Genomic DNA, 14111 nt, shown 5'->3' with positions numbered 1-14111 from the left:
GACAGGAGGATCCCTGCGGGCGTTTAACTCTAAGTGAGGGACGCAGTCCCGATTACGACTGTGGAGGCAGCCCGAACCATGCTGGGTATCCTGCTTGACAATCCGCTTCTGCTTCTCTTCATCGTCGCTGGCATCGGCTATCCCCTGGGGCGCGTCCGGATCGGCGGGGTTCACCTGGGTGTGGCGGCGGTGCTTTTCGTCGGCCTGTTCTTCGGCGCCCTCGACCCCCGCCTGAAGCTGCCGGAGATCGTGTACCAGTTCGGGCTGGCTCTGTTTGTCTACTGCGTCGGGCTCAGCAGCGGTCCCGACTTCATCCGCTCCTTCCGGGGCAAGGGCGTCGGCCACAACCTGTTCGCGCTGGGCATCATCCTGCTGACCGCGCTGCTGCTGCTCATCCCGCACTACCTGCTGCCCTTGCGGCCCGCCGAGACCGTCGGCGTCTTCGCGGGCCTGCTCACCTCCACCCCGGCTCTGGCGGCCGCGGTGGACTACCTGGTGGGCGTCGGGGCGACCGGCGCGCTGACCGATCCGGTGGTGGGTTACTCCATCGCGTACCCGGCGAGCATCCTGGGGGTCATCCTGGCCATGTACCTGGCCGAGCGGCAGTTCCGCATCGACTACAAGGCGGAGGCCCGCTCCCTGAAGGACGTTCCCGGCGTGTCGCCCGACATCACCTGCTGGACCCTGCGGGTCGACCGGCCCGAGGCGGCCGAGCGCACGGTGCGGGAGCTGGTGTCCGCGCACCGGCTGCACGTGGTGTTCGGCCGCATCCGGCGGGGCGAGCACACCGAAGTGGCGAACTGGGAGAGCTACCTGCAGGAAGGCGACCTGGTCACCGCCGTGGGGACGGAGGAGGAGCTGGAGCGCGCGGCCCAGGTCCTCGGCGCCGTCAGCGAGGTGCAGGCCGACCTGGACCGGTCCGAGGTGGACATGCGGGAGGTCTTCGTCTCGAACCCCGAGGTCGCGGGCCGCACGCTCCGGGAGCTGAACCTGACCAACCGCTTCGGGGTGGTGGTGTCGCGGGTCTGGCGCGGCGACCTGCAGCTCCTGCCCTACGCCGACATGCCGCTGGAGCTGGGCGACCGGGTGCGGATCCTGTCGCGGCGGGAACGGCTGCCGGAGGTGGAGGCGTACCTGGGGAACTCGTACCGGGCGATCTCAGAGATCGACGTCGCCGTGCTGGGGTTCGGCATGGCCCTGGGCATCGGGCTGGGGCTGGTGCCGATCCCGCTGCCCGGGGGCATCACCGTCCGGCTCGGGCTGGCCGGCGGTCCGCTGATCGTCGCCCTGTTCCTGGGCGCCCGGCAGCGGACGGGGCCGCTGGTCTGGGGTCTGCCCTTCAGCGCCAACCTGCTTCTGCGTCAGCTGGGGCTGACCATCTTCCTGGCCGCCGTGGGCACGCGGTCGGGCTACGAGTTCGCGCAGATGCTGACCCAGCCCCGGGGGTGGGTGATCCTCGGGATGAGCGCGGCCATCATCCTGCTGGCGTCCTGGGCGATGCTCTACATCGGCTACCGGTGGCTGCGCATTCCGATGGCGATGCTGACGGGCATGCTCGCGGGCATGCAGACCCAGTCGGCGACGCTGGGCTTCGCCCTGGATCAGGCCGGAAACGACCTGCCCACGGTGGGGTACATTACGGTCTACCCGATGGCGATGCTGGTGAAGATTGTCCTGGCCCCGGTGCTGCTCGCCCTGCTGACGTAGCGGGCGGGGCCAGTGCGCGCAGCCGGTCCATGGGCAGGAAGATCTCCCGGGCGACCAGCGCCTCTTCCCGCCTCTGCACGCGGCCGGCGCCCTCGGGGTGGTAGGCCGCGAGCAGCAGGCGCATGTACCAGGTGGAGAGCCGGCTGAGGGGGCCGGACCCCGGCTCGGCCACCGCAAACCCCAGGGCGTCGACGCCGCGGTGGAGCACGGTCAGCCCCCAGAGGCCGGCGGCGGATGCCAGGGAAGGGTCCGACGCCGCCGCCTGCGCCAGGGCGCGCAGGTCGGCCAGCAGCGTGCGCCGGAGCCACAGGATGCGCCGGTGCGGGCTCAGTCCGGCCGTCGCCTCCGCGAGCCGCCGGCTGTCCAGGTGCAGCTCCAGCACCCGGTCGCCGGGGCGCAGGGCAGCCCCGCCTTCCACGGGGATGCCCCGCCCCCGGTAGCGGCGCACGGCGTAACCGAGGACGCCCTCCGGGCGGGCGGGGCGGATGCCGAGGAACTTACGGACCAGGCGATCCCACATTCTGACCAGGCGGCGCATCCGTGAGCCCCCTTCCCACCGGTGCGAGCAGCTCCGGGAGACTGACCAGCGAGAGCCCCCGGCGCCTGAGCCCGGCGATGAGCCGGGGCAGGGCCTGGGCCACCACCGCCGGCGCATCGGGCCGTGAGCCCGGCCCGGCGGCGTCGTGCAGGAGGAGCACCGTGCCCGGCCGGGTCTTCTGCATGGCATCGACGTAGATCGAGTGTGCCGTGGTGGCGCGGGACCACTCGGCCACGTAGAGCGACCAGACCACGGGGATCAGGTTGTGGCGCCGGGCGGCAAGGCCGGTCCACAGGTTGAAGATGCCCCAGGGGGGCCGGTAGAACCGGGGCCGCCGCTGGAGGATGTCGGTGAGGATCCGGACGGTGGCTTCCACGTCCCGGAGGGTGGCGCGCAGCCCCTGCAGGGCCGGCACCCGGTGCCGGTAGCCGTGCACGCCCACCTCGTGGCCGGCGGCGGCCACCTGCCGCACCAGGTCGGGGTAGGCTTCGGCGCGGCTGCCCAGCATGAAGAAGGTGGCGGTGACCCCGAACCGGTCGAGGATCTCGAGGATGCGGGGCGTCCAGACCGGGTCGGGCCCGTCGTCGAAGGTGAGCGCGACCTGCGGCACCGCGGCGGGCAGCCCTCTCAGCACGCGGGAGAATCCCTTGCGCGCCAGCAGGGTCGGCACGCCGGTGTAGCCGAAAAGGGTCAGCAGGAGCAAGGTCATCGGATCGGGCATCCTCGTCCCCCCTCTCCTTCGGAAGATTGTCCCCGGGCAGACAGGAAAGGGTTCATACTCCGGCGAATTTTCAGTCGCCAGGAGGGGTGATGATGCGCGGGGGAGTGCGCGGATTCCTGATCACGCTGGGCGTGTGGGTGCTCCTGGCGCTGGTCCACGTGGCCCTCGAACTGCTGGGGGGCCGGAACCCCCTGGCGGTGTTCGAACGGGATCCCGTCGGGCGGTTCATCGCGATCACGGTCGCCCTCGTGCTGGCGCTGGGCGCGGCCATCGGCGCCGCGTCGCAGCGGCTGCGGCAGCGCCGCGGTTCGCCGGCGGCCGGGGGCGGTGACAAGGAGGGATCCGTATCCACAGGGTAATTGTGATTTACGAGGCGAAGCGGGCGGAGAAGTACGCGGAACTGCTCCGGCATCTGATATCCCATTCGGCCGATTACCAGCTGATTCCTTGCACCAGCCGGGAAGAGGCCGCCCGCGCCATCGGGGAAGCCGACATCCTCTTCGGCTGGCGGATTCCCCCGGACATCCTTTCCGGTGCCCGGCGCCTGCGCTGGATCCAGCAGATGGGCGCCGGGGTGGAGGACCTGATGGCGGCGCCGGTGCCGCCGGGGGTGGTGATCAGCCGCGTGGAGGGGCTGTTCGGCGTGCCCATGAGCGAGTACGCCTTCGCCCACATGCTGGCCCACGCCCAGCAGCTTCCCCGGATCTACGCGGCGCAGGCGGCCCGCCGGTGGGAGCCGTTCCGGGCGGAGACGCTGGCCGGCAAGCGGCTGGGGGTTGCCGGCGTGGGGTCCATCGGCCAGGAAGTCGCGGCCAGGGGCCAGGCCTTCGGGATGGAGGTCTGGGGCCTGGCACGCACGCCGGGGCCGCGGCCGCACGTCGACCGCGTGTTCACGCCCGAAGAGGCCGGGGCCTTCACCGCCGGGGTCGACTATCTGGTCAGCACCCTGCCGGACACGCCGGAGACCCGGGGGCTGATCGACCCGGAGGCGATGAAGGAGGGCGCGCTGCTGATCAACGTGGGCCGTGGCGCGACCCTGGATGAGGACAAGCTCCTGCGGGCGGTGCGCAGCGGCCGCATCCGGGCGGTGCTCGACGTCTTCGCGGTGGAGCCGCTGCCCGAGGACCACCCGTTCTGGACGGAGCCGGGGATCACCGTCACGCCCCACCTGAGCGGGCTGAACCGGCCCGATGCCATCGCGGCCTACTTCGCGGAGAACCTGCGGCGGTTCGAGCGGGGCGAGCCGCTGCGGGGCGTGGTGGACCGCGCCCGCGGTTACTGACGGAAACGGCGGCCGTGGGGAGCCTTCCGGGCTCCGCACGGCCGCCTTTCGCGGCATCTGCGGCATTCAGCGGCTGTCCGCATGATCGGGTTCGGCGGTCTTCTCCCACACGGTGGGCCTGCCCGTGGACGGGCAAGGGCGGAACCGCTCTCCGGCCTGGTACGTCCAGCGGGACCGGTCCTCGCACTGGTAGGTGCCGGATTCGGTCACCTTCTCGCCCGTGCGGCCCCGCGGCGGCTGCCCCTGGCTCACGCAGATCACCCCCCGGGGGTAGTCTGCGCGATTTTCGCGGCGGGGCCGAAGCCCCCGCAGCGGTTCTCCCGCCGGGTGGGATCACCCCGCAGCGGTCGGCCCGCCGGGCGGAATCATCCCGCAGCAGTCCGCCCGCCGGGCGGGATCAGTCGGCCGCGCCCTGCAGGGGAGGCGCCGCGGCCAGCGACGCTGCGACCCGTGCGGCGAGGTCGACGACCCGGCACGAGTAGCCCCACTCGTTGTCGTACCAGGCGATGACCTTGGCCAGGTTGTCGGGCCCCACCATGGTCAGCGAGCCGTCGACGATGGCCGAGTGGGGATCGCCGATGAAGTCGGAGGAGACCAGCGGCTCCTCGGTGTAGGCGAGGATGCCGCGCAGGGGCCCTTCGGCGGCGTCCCGCAGGGCCTGGTTGATCTCCTCCCGGGTGGCCGGACGCTCCAGCTGGGCGACCAGGTCGACCACCGAGACGTCGGGCGTGGGTACCCGCAGGGCGAAGCCGTTCAGGCGGCCCTTCAGCTCGGGGAGCACCTGGGCCACGGCGCGGGCGGCCCCGGTGGTGGTGGGGATGATCGACGCGGTGGCCGCGCGGGCCCGCCGGAGGTCCCGGTGGGGGTTGTCGAGCATGTTCTGATCGTTGGTGTAGGCGTGCACGGTGGTCATCAGCCCGGTGCGGATGCCGAAGGCCTCGTGCAGCACCTTGGCGACCGGGGCCAGGCAGTTGGTGGTGCAGGAGGCGGCGGCGATGACGTGGTGCTCCTCGGGGCGGTAGTCGCCCTCGTTGACGCCCATCACGATCGTCACGTCGGCGTCCTTCGTGGCCGTGGTGATGATGACCTTCCGGGCGCCGGACTGCAGGTGAAGGGCGGCACGCTCCCGCTCCTTGTGCTTGCCCGTCGCCTCGACGACGATATCGATGCCCAGCTCGCGCCAGGGGAGCCTGGACGCATCCCGCTCGGAGACGAGCCGGACCGCGCGGCCGTCGACCAGGATCTCTCCGTCTCCGGCCACCACCTCGGCATCCAGCCTGCCGTGCACCGTATCGTACTTCAGCAGGTGAGCCAGGGTCTCGGCCGGGTACGACGCGTTGACGGCGACCAGGTTGAGGTTCGGGTGGGTGAGCAGTCTGCGGCAGACCATGCGGCCGATGCGCCCAAAGCCGTTGATCGCCACATTGGCCTTCACTTCGTCAAACCTCCCGCCCCGGGGCCCGCGGCCCCGTAGTCCATGCGTGCCATCAGTTTCACCATAGCACCCGAATTGTGATCATGCTAATCGATCATCCTAATTCCTCTGATTGAGCCCGTCTATGGTGCTAGGGCCATGAGCGAGGCGGACCATGGGTAGTGCACCGAAGTGCCTGCATGGCCTTGCAGGTATCTGCAACATTGTGCAGAATCGGAGGACGGGAGGCTAGTCCGAAAGTGCCATTGCTCTGGCACGAAAGTTGCATCTACCCTGTAGCACCTGGGTACGCGCGGGCCCGGCGCCCGTGCGGCCGTGAAAGGGGGCGCGAACTGCCATGAGTCAATCCTTCGACGTCGTCGTCATCGGCGGCGGTCCCGGCGGCTACGTCGCCGCCATCCGCGGCGCCCAGCTGGGCCTGAAGGTCGCCCTGGTGGAGCAGGAGAAAGTGGGCGGCACCTGCCTGCACCGGGGATGCATCCCGACCAAGGCGTACCTGCGCAGCGCGGAGGTGCTGCAGACGCTGCGCCAGTCCCGGGAGTTCGGCGTGGTGGCCCAAGGCGCGGATCTCGACTTTGCCGCGGTCCGGGCGCGCAAGGACAAGATCGTGAGCAACCTGCATAAGGGCATCCAGGGGCTGCTGAAGAAGAACGGCGTGACCCTCTTTCAGGGCCGGGGCGCCCTGGTGCCGCCGTCCATCTTCTCGCCCAACGGACTGGTCTCCGTGATGGTCGGCGACCAGCAGGAGCTCCTGGAGTTCAACAAGATCATCGTCGCCACCGGCTCCCGGCCGAAGACGATGGGGATCCCCGTGGACGCCACGCACGTGATGACGTCCGACGAGGCCCTGGCCCGGCCCGGGCTGCCGGAGTCGGTGATCATCATCGGCGCCGGCGTGATCGGCATGGAGTGGGCGAGCCTCTACGCGGATTTCGGCGTGAAGGTGACCGTGCTCGAGTTCCTGGACCGCATCCTGCCCACGGAGGATGAGGCCGTGGCGGCCGAGCTGCATAAGCTGATGAGCCGCAGGAAGGTGCAGATCGTGACCGGCGCCGCCGTGCTGCCTGAGTCGGTGCAGGTGGCGGACGGGCGCGTGACGCTTCAGGCCCGGGTGGGCGACGAGACCCGCGCGTTCGAGGCCGAGGCGCTCCTGATCGCGGTGGGGCGCGAACCGGTGACGCAGGGCTTCGGGCTGGAGAACCGGGAGCGCGTGACCTACGGTCCGGGCGGCTTCATCCAGGTGGACGGCTTCGGCCGGACCGGCGACCCAGCGATTTACGCCATCGGCGACGTGGCCGGCGGGGGGCTGGCCCACGTCGCGTCCCACCAGGGCATCATTGCGATGGAGCACATCGCCGGGCTGAACCCCGAGCCCTTCGACCCGGCGCGGGTGCCGCGGTGCGTCTACACACGGCCGGAAGTGGCGTCTGTGGGGCTTACCGAGGCCCAGGCCCGGGAGCAGGGCCGGGAGGTGCGGGTGGGCACCTTCCCCTGGCGGGGGATCGGCAAGGCGCTGGTGCACGGCTCGCTGGACGGCTTCGCCAAGATCGTCGCCGACGGCGCCACCGGCGACGTGCTGGGGGTGCACCTGATCGGGCCGGACGCCACCAACCTCATCTCCGAGGCCGGGCTGGCCCTGACGCTGAACGCCTCGGCGTGGGAGCTCGGCCAGGTGATCCGCCCGCACCCGACCCTCGCCGAGATCTTCGGGGAGGCGGCCCTGGCGGTGGAGGGGCGCGCGATTCACATGTAGGCGATTCCCTGCAGAAGAAGCCCGGCCTGCAGGCGGTCGGCGGCGTCCGGACCGGGCGGCACGCGCCCGCAGAGGCGGGGGAGCGGCCGCCGGCTGGTGCAGGCGGTTTCGCTGCAGGGCAGTGAGGACGCATACGGGAGGGGGAGAGCGATGACGGAGGCGACTGTGGCCCGGCACGAGGCCCTGGGCCTGACGGCGGACCAGATGCGCGAGATGTACTACTACATGCTGCTCACCCGCCGGCTGGATGAGCGGCTCTGGCTGCTCCAGCGGGGGGGCAAGATCCCGTTCGTCATCTCGCCGCAGGGGCAGGAGGCGGCGCAGGTAGGTGCGGCCTATGCCTTCCGCAAGCGGCAGGACTGGTTTACGCCGTACTACCGCGATCTGGGCGTCAATCTGGTGGTGGGGGTGACGCCCCGTGAGGTGATGCTGAGCGCCTTCGCCCGGGGGGCCGATCCGGCCTCAGGCGGCAAGCAGATGCCGTCGCACTGGGGCAACCGGCCGCTCAACATCGTGTCCGGATCCAGCCCGGTGACGACGCAGATGCTGCACGCCGTGGGCATCGCCCAGGCGGCCCGGATGCGCGGCGACGACGTGGTGGTCTACACAGCCTGCGGCGAGGGCTCCTCGAACCAGGGCGACTTCCACGAGGCGCTGAACTGGGCGGGGGTCCACAAGCTCCCGGTGATCTTCCTGGTGCAGAACAACGAATACGCCATCTCGGTGCCGCTCACCCAGCAGGTGGCGGGCGGTTCCGTGGCCGCCCGGGGGCAGGGCTACGGCATACCCGGCATCGAGGTGGACGGCACGGACGTGCTGGCGGTCTACGAGGTGGTCAAGGCGGCCCACGAGCGGGCCCGCCGGGGCGAGGGGCCGACCCTGATCGAGGCCAGGTGCATCCGCATCACCTCGCACTCCTCGGACGACGATCAGCGGCGCTACCGGGATCCCGAGGAGATCGCGGCCGTGCAGGCCCGGGACCCCATCCGGAAGGCCCGTCAGTACCTGTTCGAGCACGGGCTCATGGACGAGGCGGCGGAGCAGGAGCTGGAGCGGAGGGTGATGGCCGAGGTGGACGACGCCACCGACTGGGCCGAGGCCCAGCCCTACGCCGCGCCGGAAGAGGCCCTGCGCCACGTGTACGAGGAGGGATGAGCCGATGCCGGTGATGAACCTGGTCGAGGCCGTGCGCGACGCGCTGCGCACCGAGATGCGCCGTGACCCGGACGTCTGGGTCGTGGGGGAGGACGTGGGCCGGAAGGGCGGCGTTTTCGGGGCGACGCTGGGGCTGTACGACGAGTTCGGCCCCCAGCGGGTGATGGACTCGCCGCTCACCGAGTCGGCCATCGTCGGCGTGGGCATCGGCGCGGCGCTCTACGGCACCAAGCCCGTCTGCGAGATCCAGTTCGCGGACTTCATCTTCCCGGCGATGAACCAGATCGTCTCTGAGGCGGCCAAGATGCGCTACCGCTCCAACAGCGCCTGGACGGTGCCGATGGTGATCCGCGCCCCCTTCGGCGGCGGCGTGCACGGCGGGCTCTACCACTCCCAGTCCGTCGAGCAGTACTTCACCAACACCGCCGGGCTGAAGGTGGTGGTGCCCTCCACGCCGTACGATGCCAAGGGGCTGCTGATCTCGGCCATCCGGGACCCCGACCCGGTGCTCTTCTTCGAACATAAGGGGCTCTACCGCGCCGTGAAGGGCGAGGTGCCCGAGGGCGACTACACCATCCCCATCGGCAAGGCCGAGGTGAAGCGGGACGGCACCGACATCACGGTGATCACCTACGGCAAGGTCGTGCACTTCTGCCTCGAGGCGGCGGAGCTGCTGGCGCAGGAGGGGTACTCCGCGCTGGTGCTCGACCTGCGCACGCTGCTGCCGCTGGACCGGGAGGCCATCGTCGCGGCCGCCCGCAAGACGGGCAAGGTGCTGATCGCCCACGAGGCGGGCAAGACTCACGGCGTCGGCGCCGAGGTCGCGGCCATCATCGCCGAGGAGTGCCTCTTCGACCTGGATGCGCCGATCCAGCGGCTGTGCGGCCCCGACGTGCCGGCGATGCCCTACGCCGGGCCGATGGAGAAGTTTTACATGCTGTCGACGGAGAAGTGCCTCGCGGCCATGCGTGAGCTGGCGCAGTTCTAGGCGAGGGGGGTTATGGCCTTGGAAATCACCATGCCGCAGCTGGGCGAATCGGTGACGGAAGGGACGATCAACCGGTGGCTGGTAGCCCCCGGTGACGTCGTGAAGAAGTACCAGCCCATCGCCGAGGTCATCACGGACAAGGTGAACGCGGAGATCCCGGCGCCGGCGGACGGGCGCATCCTCACGCTGGACGTGCCGGAGGGAACCACCGTGCCGGTAGGCGCCCGCATCGCGACGATGGAGGCCGCGGGGGAGGGCGCGGGGGAGGCGCCTGCGGCCGCACCGCCGGCCGCAGGGGCCCATCCGGCGCCGGCCGCAGCATCTGCCGGCGCCGCAGCGCCCGGTGGTGCGCCGCCTTCTGCCGGCGGTACAGCTACTGCCGTGGTCGCCCCGTCCGCCGCCGCACCGAAGGCCGGCGCCGGGCGGTACAGCCCGGCGGTGCTCCGGCTGGCGCAGGAGCACGGCATTGACCTCAGCCAGGTCAAGGGCACCGGCCTCGGCGGGCGGGTCACCCGAAAGGACGTGGAGGCGTTCATCGCCGCCCGGGGTGCGGCCGCGCCTGCAACTGCGCCGGTGACTGCGCCTGCAACTGCGTCTGTGACTGCGCCTGCGGGGGCAGAGGCGCCCGCGCCCGCTGCCGCCCCCGCGCCGTCTTCGGCCCCCGCGGCGGCGGGCGGCGTCGCCGCCGCGCCCGGCGATCGGATCATCCCCGTCGACCCGGTGCGCCGGCGCATCGCCGCCAAGATGGTCCAGTCCAAGCACGAGGCCCCGCACGCCTGGACGATGATGCAGGTCGACGTCACCAATCTGGTGAAACTGCGGGAGCAGGTGGGGCCCGAGTTCCGGGCGAAGACCGGTCGCACCCTGTCGTACATGCCGTTCTTCATCAAGGCCGTGGTCGAGTCGCTCCGGGAGTACCCGATCCTCAACTCCACGTGGGAAGGCGACCGGATCGTCATCAAGCAGGACATCCATATCTCCATCGCCGTGGCGACAGAAGACGCCCTGGCCGTGCCGGTGATCAAGCACGCCGACCGGCTCTCCATCGCCGGGCTGAACCACGCGGTGGCCGACCTGGCCGAGCGGGCGCGGGCGGGCAAGCTGACGCTGGACGACGTGACCGGCGGCACCTTCACGGTCAACAACACCGGCGCCTTCGGTTCGTTCATGTCGGCGCCGATTATCAACTACCCGCAGGCCGCCATCCTGTCGTTTGAGGCCATCACCAAGATGCCGGTGGTGCTGGAGAACGACGCCATCGCCATCCGGTCGATGATGAACATCTGCCTGTCCTTGGATCACCGCATCCTGGACGGGCTGGTCTGCGGCAGGTTCCTGCAGGCGGTGAAGCGCCGGCTGGAGTCGTACGGCCCAGGAACGGTGCAGCTGTATTAGGAGAAGGCGGAAGGACCCGGGGGCCCACCCGGGTCCTTCCTTTTGGGCTGCCGCCTGGCCCCAATGGGGGCAGGAAATCAGATCCATTTGGAGAAGCTGATAATTCGCGGACGAAATTGTTCGGCACAGCAGCGGGCCGGGCTGCAGCGGCCGGTGACGGGGGGGCGGCCGCCCGCAAGGGCCGCCCGGACAGGCAATTTCGCATGAAATGTATGGTAACATAAACTTGGCCCCACGAACATTCTGGTGTGTCGTACAGGCCCCCTGTCAGAGCCGAGGAGGCGTGACGAGCATGCGACACCGATCCGCGCTGGGGCTGGCGCTCGCGCTGACGCTGGCGGTCTGCGCCGGCTGCGGCGGCGTCCGTCCCGCCAGCCCGGGCCCCTCAGCGTCAGCGGACCCGGCGAATGGCCCCGCAGATCCGCTGGCTCCCTGCACCCCCCTCTACATCGTGGGCGACTCCGCAGAGGCCACCCGGTCGTTCGAACTGGAGGCGGAGGAGATCTGCCGGCGCTTCGGCGTGCGCCCCGTGCTGCGCCATCCGCCCCACCTGGCCACGGAGCTGGACCGCTTTGTGTCCGAGGCGCAGGACCAGGCGGACCTGGTCATCATCCCGCCCCGTCACCTGGACCTGTTCATCTCCCAGGGGCTGATCCAGCCGATCGACCCGTGGATCGACACCACCGACCCGTGGTACACCGACATCCTTCCGGTCTACCGCAACCTCTACATGCGGTTCGGCGATCGGTTTTACGGATTTGTGTACGACGGCGACCTCCATCTGCTGTTTTACCGGAAAGACCTGTTCGAACAGCTGAACCTGCCGTTCCCCGAGACGTGGGAGCAGTTTGATGACGCGGCCCGGACCCTGGCGCAGTCGGAGGCGCTTCCCGGCGGAACCCGGTACGGCACCGCGTTCATCGGGCGGGAAAACAAGTCGTACATGTGGTTCGCCCAGCGGTATGCCAGCCTGGGCGGCAGTTATTTCGATGAGGAGATGCGGCCGCTCATCCACGGTGAGCTCGGGGTGAAGGTCCTGAGCGACCTGGCCGCGCTGCAGCAGGAGGTGGCCCCCGAGGCCCTGTACGACTGGGAGGATCTGAACCGGGCCCTGTTTGCCGGCACCGTGCCGATGGCGGTGCAGTTCTCGGACACGGCCCGGTTTTCCTATGACTCCGAGGTCTGGAACTCCCAGGTGGCCGGCCGGCTGGGCTGGGGCGAGGTGCCCGGCGGGGTCGAGGGAGCCCCCAGGGGCGGCATCTTCTTCGGGCGGGTGCTGGTCATCGCGGCCCAGTCCCGGCAGCCGGAGGTGGCGGCCGCGGTGGCCAAGTACGTCACCAGTCCCGAGGTGAGCGGCCACATGATCACCCGGGCCGACACGATCAACGACCCGTACCGGTACAGCCACTTTGCCCATCCGGAACACCAGGTGCTTTTCCCGGACCCTGCGATCGCGGAGGAGCTGTACGCGATCATGCTGCGCTCGCTGGAGCGGCCGGTGGCTGACCTGACCATCCCCGGCGGCTGGCAGTACACGCAGGCGCTCGACCGGGCCGTCCTGAAGGTCTTCCGGGGCGAGGCCGCGGCCGAGGAGGCGTTGCGGGAGGCGGCCGAGGAATGGGAGAACATCACGGAAACGCTGGGGCGCGAGGCGCAGAAGCGGGCGTACCAGCAGTGGTCCGCGTGGGTGAGACAGGGGAACTCGTGATGAAGCGGGGCTCGTTGTCGCTGCAGGTGTACTTCGGGAGCGCGATGTGGGTCGTGTCGATGCTGATCGTCTGGGCCGCGGCGGCCCTGTTCCTCTGGTGGACTGCCGTCCGCACAGAGGGGCAGGTGCGGGCCATGGCCAAGGCGGTCGCGTCCACTCTGGCGGTGACGATCGCCTCCGAGTGGGAGGATACCCCGCACATCGAGACGCCGGTACACCTGGCGTCGCGCGAGCCCGGCGTCGCGTTCGTGAAGGTGCGCTTTCCCAGCGGCAGCCTGCGGTTCAGCGCGGGCGACCCGGCCATCGATCCGGCGCTGGTCTGGGTGGAGCAGGCGCAGGTCCGGTACTTCAACGAGCACCTGGGCACGGTGGAGGTGGCCGTGTTCCGCTCCTTCGGCGCCGACCTGCTGCGGCCCTGGGTGCAGGCTGTCCTGCTGATCACGGTTCTGGCGACGGCGATCACCACGCTGGTCTCCTGGCGGGTGACGGCGCGCATGACCCGTCCGCTGGAGCGGCTGCGCTCGGCGGTGGTGCGCTGGGAGGAGCCGGTGGTCTTTGACCCGGCGGCGTACCAGGGGGTCCGGGAGCTGGAGGAGCTGGCCGCCGGGTTCATGGAGGTGCGGCACCGGGCCCTGGCCAAGCGGGCCGAACTGGAGACGGAGGTTGCGGTCCGCACGGAGGAGCTGGCGCAGGCGTACCAGGCCCTGGAGACCTCGTTTCAGCAGACGGCTGCGGCTCTCGCCAAGGCGCTGGACGCCCGGGACCGCATGACGGCCAGCCACGGCAACCGCACGGCCGAGCTGGCGGGCAAGATCGCCCGGGCCCTGGGCATGAGCAAGGCCGAACAGCGCCGGCTGATTCTGGCGGCGAACCTGCACGACATCGGCAAGATCGGCGTGCCCGAGTCCATCCTGCTGAAGCCGGGCCCCCTTACGGCGGAGGAGCGGCTGCAGATGCAGGAGCACGCGGTGATCGGCGCCGGCATCCTGGGCGAGGTGGCCGGCATGGCCGATGTTGCCGAGGTGGTGCGCCACCACCACGAGCGCTGGGATGGGAAGGGCTACCCCGACGGGCTGATCGGCGAGCAGACGCCGTACATGAGCCGCATCCTCGCGGTGGCCGACGCGGTGGAGGCCATGTGCGCCAGGCGCCGGTACCGCGAGCCGATGGGCGCCGAGGAGGTGCTGGACGAGCTGCGCCGGTGCAGCGGCACGCAGTTCGACCCGGTCATCGTGGAGCGGGCCTGGGACGTGCTGGTGGAGACCGTGCAGGAGTGGTGCCGGGACCGGGAAGGCCCGGGGGCCGAGGGGGAGGCGGCGCAGCCGGAACCCGCCGCGTCGTTCCATGCTGACCGTAATTATGAATAGAAATTCGAAACGGGTAATAATTGGATGGATGGTCTTCTCCTTTGGTGGAGCTGGTGGTGGCG

The 14111-nt window shown here is 70.3% G+C and carries 13 protein-coding genes; 9 read left to right on the top strand and 4 right to left on the bottom strand.

The window, feature by feature from the left end; genetic code table 11:
- Window positions 1-78 precede the first annotated feature (78 nt).
- On the top strand, window positions 79-1707 hold the full coding sequence (locus ACZ5UM_RS16175; protein ID WP_464845354.1) for an aspartate:alanine exchanger family transporter: 1629 nt from the start codon (window positions 79-81) through the stop codon (window positions 1705-1707).
- Here the strand turns inward: ACZ5UM_RS16175 and ACZ5UM_RS16170 are convergent.
- Both ACZ5UM_RS16170 and ACZ5UM_RS16165 read right to left on the bottom strand, forming a co-directional pair.
- Entirely contained in the window at window positions 1637-2245 is a 609-nt protein-coding gene (locus ACZ5UM_RS16170) for a YkoP family protein (RefSeq protein WP_464845352.1), read from the bottom strand. The genes ACZ5UM_RS16175 and ACZ5UM_RS16170 overlap by 71 nt on opposite strands.
- Complete coding sequence (locus tag ACZ5UM_RS16165) at window positions 2205-2966, bottom strand: polysaccharide deacetylase family protein (protein WP_464845350.1); 762 nt, start codon at window positions 2964-2966, stop codon at window positions 2205-2207. Before ACZ5UM_RS16165 ends, ACZ5UM_RS16170 begins: the two co-directional genes overlap by 41 nt.
- Before the next feature lie 92 nt (window positions 2967-3058).
- Between ACZ5UM_RS16165 and ACZ5UM_RS16160 the strand changes: the two genes are divergently transcribed.
- Window positions 3059-3325 carry a hypothetical protein gene (locus ACZ5UM_RS16160; RefSeq protein WP_464845348.1) on the top strand — a complete coding sequence of 89 codons (267 nt, stop codon included), beginning with the start codon at window positions 3059-3061 and terminating at the stop codon, window positions 3323-3325.
- A 2-nt stretch (window positions 3326-3327) separates the two neighbouring features.
- Window positions 3328-4248: a D-2-hydroxyacid dehydrogenase gene (locus ACZ5UM_RS16155; RefSeq protein ID WP_464845347.1), complete on the top strand. Its 921-nt coding sequence runs from the start codon at window positions 3328-3330 to the stop codon at window positions 4246-4248.
- Between the two features lie 66 nt (window positions 4249-4314).
- Here ACZ5UM_RS16155 and ACZ5UM_RS16150 read toward each other — a convergent pair whose 3' ends face one another.
- On the bottom strand, window positions 4315-4500 hold the full coding sequence (locus tag ACZ5UM_RS16150; protein WP_464845344.1) for a hypothetical protein: 186 nt from the start codon (window positions 4498-4500) through the stop codon (window positions 4315-4317).
- A gap of 145 nt (window positions 4501-4645) precedes the next feature.
- Window positions 4646-5683 carry a type I glyceraldehyde-3-phosphate dehydrogenase gene (gene gap / locus ACZ5UM_RS16145; protein WP_464845342.1) on the bottom strand — a complete coding sequence of 346 codons (1038 nt, stop codon included), beginning with the start codon at window positions 5681-5683 and terminating at the stop codon, window positions 4646-4648.
- A 337-nt stretch (window positions 5684-6020) separates the two neighbouring features.
- On the opposite strand from gap, the gene lpdA reads away from it, so the two are divergent.
- The 6 genes from lpdA to ACZ5UM_RS16115 all read left to right on the top strand — a co-directional run bounded on the left by lpdA (window position 6021) and on the right by ACZ5UM_RS16115 (window position 14049).
- Window positions 6021-7436: a dihydrolipoyl dehydrogenase gene (gene lpdA, locus ACZ5UM_RS16140; protein WP_464845340.1), complete on the top strand. Its 1416-nt coding sequence runs from the start codon at window positions 6021-6023 to the stop codon at window positions 7434-7436.
- Between the two features lie 150 nt (window positions 7437-7586).
- The gene (locus tag ACZ5UM_RS16135) at window positions 7587-8591 is read left to right on the top strand and encodes a thiamine pyrophosphate-dependent dehydrogenase E1 component subunit alpha (RefSeq protein WP_464845337.1); all 1005 of its coding nucleotides are present in this window, start codon (window positions 7587-7589) and stop codon (window positions 8589-8591) included.
- 4 nt (window positions 8592-8595) lie between these two features.
- Complete coding sequence (locus tag ACZ5UM_RS16130; RefSeq protein WP_464845336.1) at window positions 8596-9579, top strand: alpha-ketoacid dehydrogenase subunit beta; 984 nt, start codon at window positions 8596-8598, stop codon at window positions 9577-9579.
- Between the two features lie 12 nt (window positions 9580-9591).
- A complete protein-coding gene (locus tag ACZ5UM_RS16125) occupies window positions 9592-10974 on the top strand; it encodes a dihydrolipoamide acetyltransferase family protein (protein WP_464845334.1) in 1383 nt (460 codons plus the stop codon).
- Window positions 10975-11266: 292 nt separating this feature from the next.
- Complete coding sequence (locus ACZ5UM_RS16120; RefSeq protein WP_464845332.1) at window positions 11267-12682, top strand: ABC transporter substrate-binding protein; 1416 nt, start codon at window positions 11267-11269, stop codon at window positions 12680-12682.
- Window positions 12682-14049, top strand: a complete 1368-nt coding sequence (locus ACZ5UM_RS16115; RefSeq protein ID WP_464845329.1) for an HD-GYP domain-containing protein — start codon at window positions 12682-12684, stop codon at window positions 14047-14049. The genes ACZ5UM_RS16120 and ACZ5UM_RS16115 overlap by 1 nt, the downstream gene beginning before the upstream one ends.
- Window positions 14050-14111 lie beyond the last annotated feature (62 nt).

It is taken from the genome of Symbiobacterium ostreiconchae (genome assembly GCF_055396975.1).
Note: the sequence above shows the minus strand (reverse complement) of the source record. Positions and strands in the feature narration are given on the sequence as shown.

Excerpts from the sequence above, each read along its gene's own strand:
- ACZ5UM_RS16170 (WP_464845352.1), bottom strand. The coding sequence starts at position 2,245 with ATGCGCCGCCTGGTCAGAATGTGGGATCGCCTGGTCCGTAAGTTCCTC.
- ACZ5UM_RS16130 (WP_464845336.1), top strand. The coding sequence starts at position 8,596 with ATGCCGGTGATGAACCTGGTCGAGGCCGTGCGCGACGCGCTGCGCACC.
- ACZ5UM_RS16160 (WP_464845348.1), top strand. The coding sequence starts at position 3,059 with ATGCGCGGGGGAGTGCGCGGATTCCTGATCACGCTGGGCGTGTGGGTG.
- ACZ5UM_RS16135 (WP_464845337.1), top strand. The coding sequence starts at position 7,587 with ATGACGGAGGCGACTGTGGCCCGGCACGAGGCCCTGGGCCTGACGGCG.
- ACZ5UM_RS16120 (WP_464845332.1), top strand. The coding sequence starts at position 11,267 with ATGCGACACCGATCCGCGCTGGGGCTGGCGCTCGCGCTGACGCTGGCG.
- ACZ5UM_RS16165 (WP_464845350.1), bottom strand. The coding sequence starts at position 2,966 with ATGCCCGATCCGATGACCTTGCTCCTGCTGACCCTTTTCGGCTACACC.
- ACZ5UM_RS16115 (WP_464845329.1), top strand. The coding sequence starts at position 12,682 with ATGAAGCGGGGCTCGTTGTCGCTGCAGGTGTACTTCGGGAGCGCGATG.
- lpdA (WP_464845340.1), top strand. The coding sequence starts at position 6,021 with ATGAGTCAATCCTTCGACGTCGTCGTCATCGGCGGCGGTCCCGGCGGC.
- ACZ5UM_RS16175 (WP_464845354.1), top strand. The coding sequence starts at position 79 with ATGCTGGGTATCCTGCTTGACAATCCGCTTCTGCTTCTCTTCATCGTC.
- ACZ5UM_RS16125 (WP_464845334.1), top strand. The coding sequence starts at position 9,592 with ATGGCCTTGGAAATCACCATGCCGCAGCTGGGCGAATCGGTGACGGAA.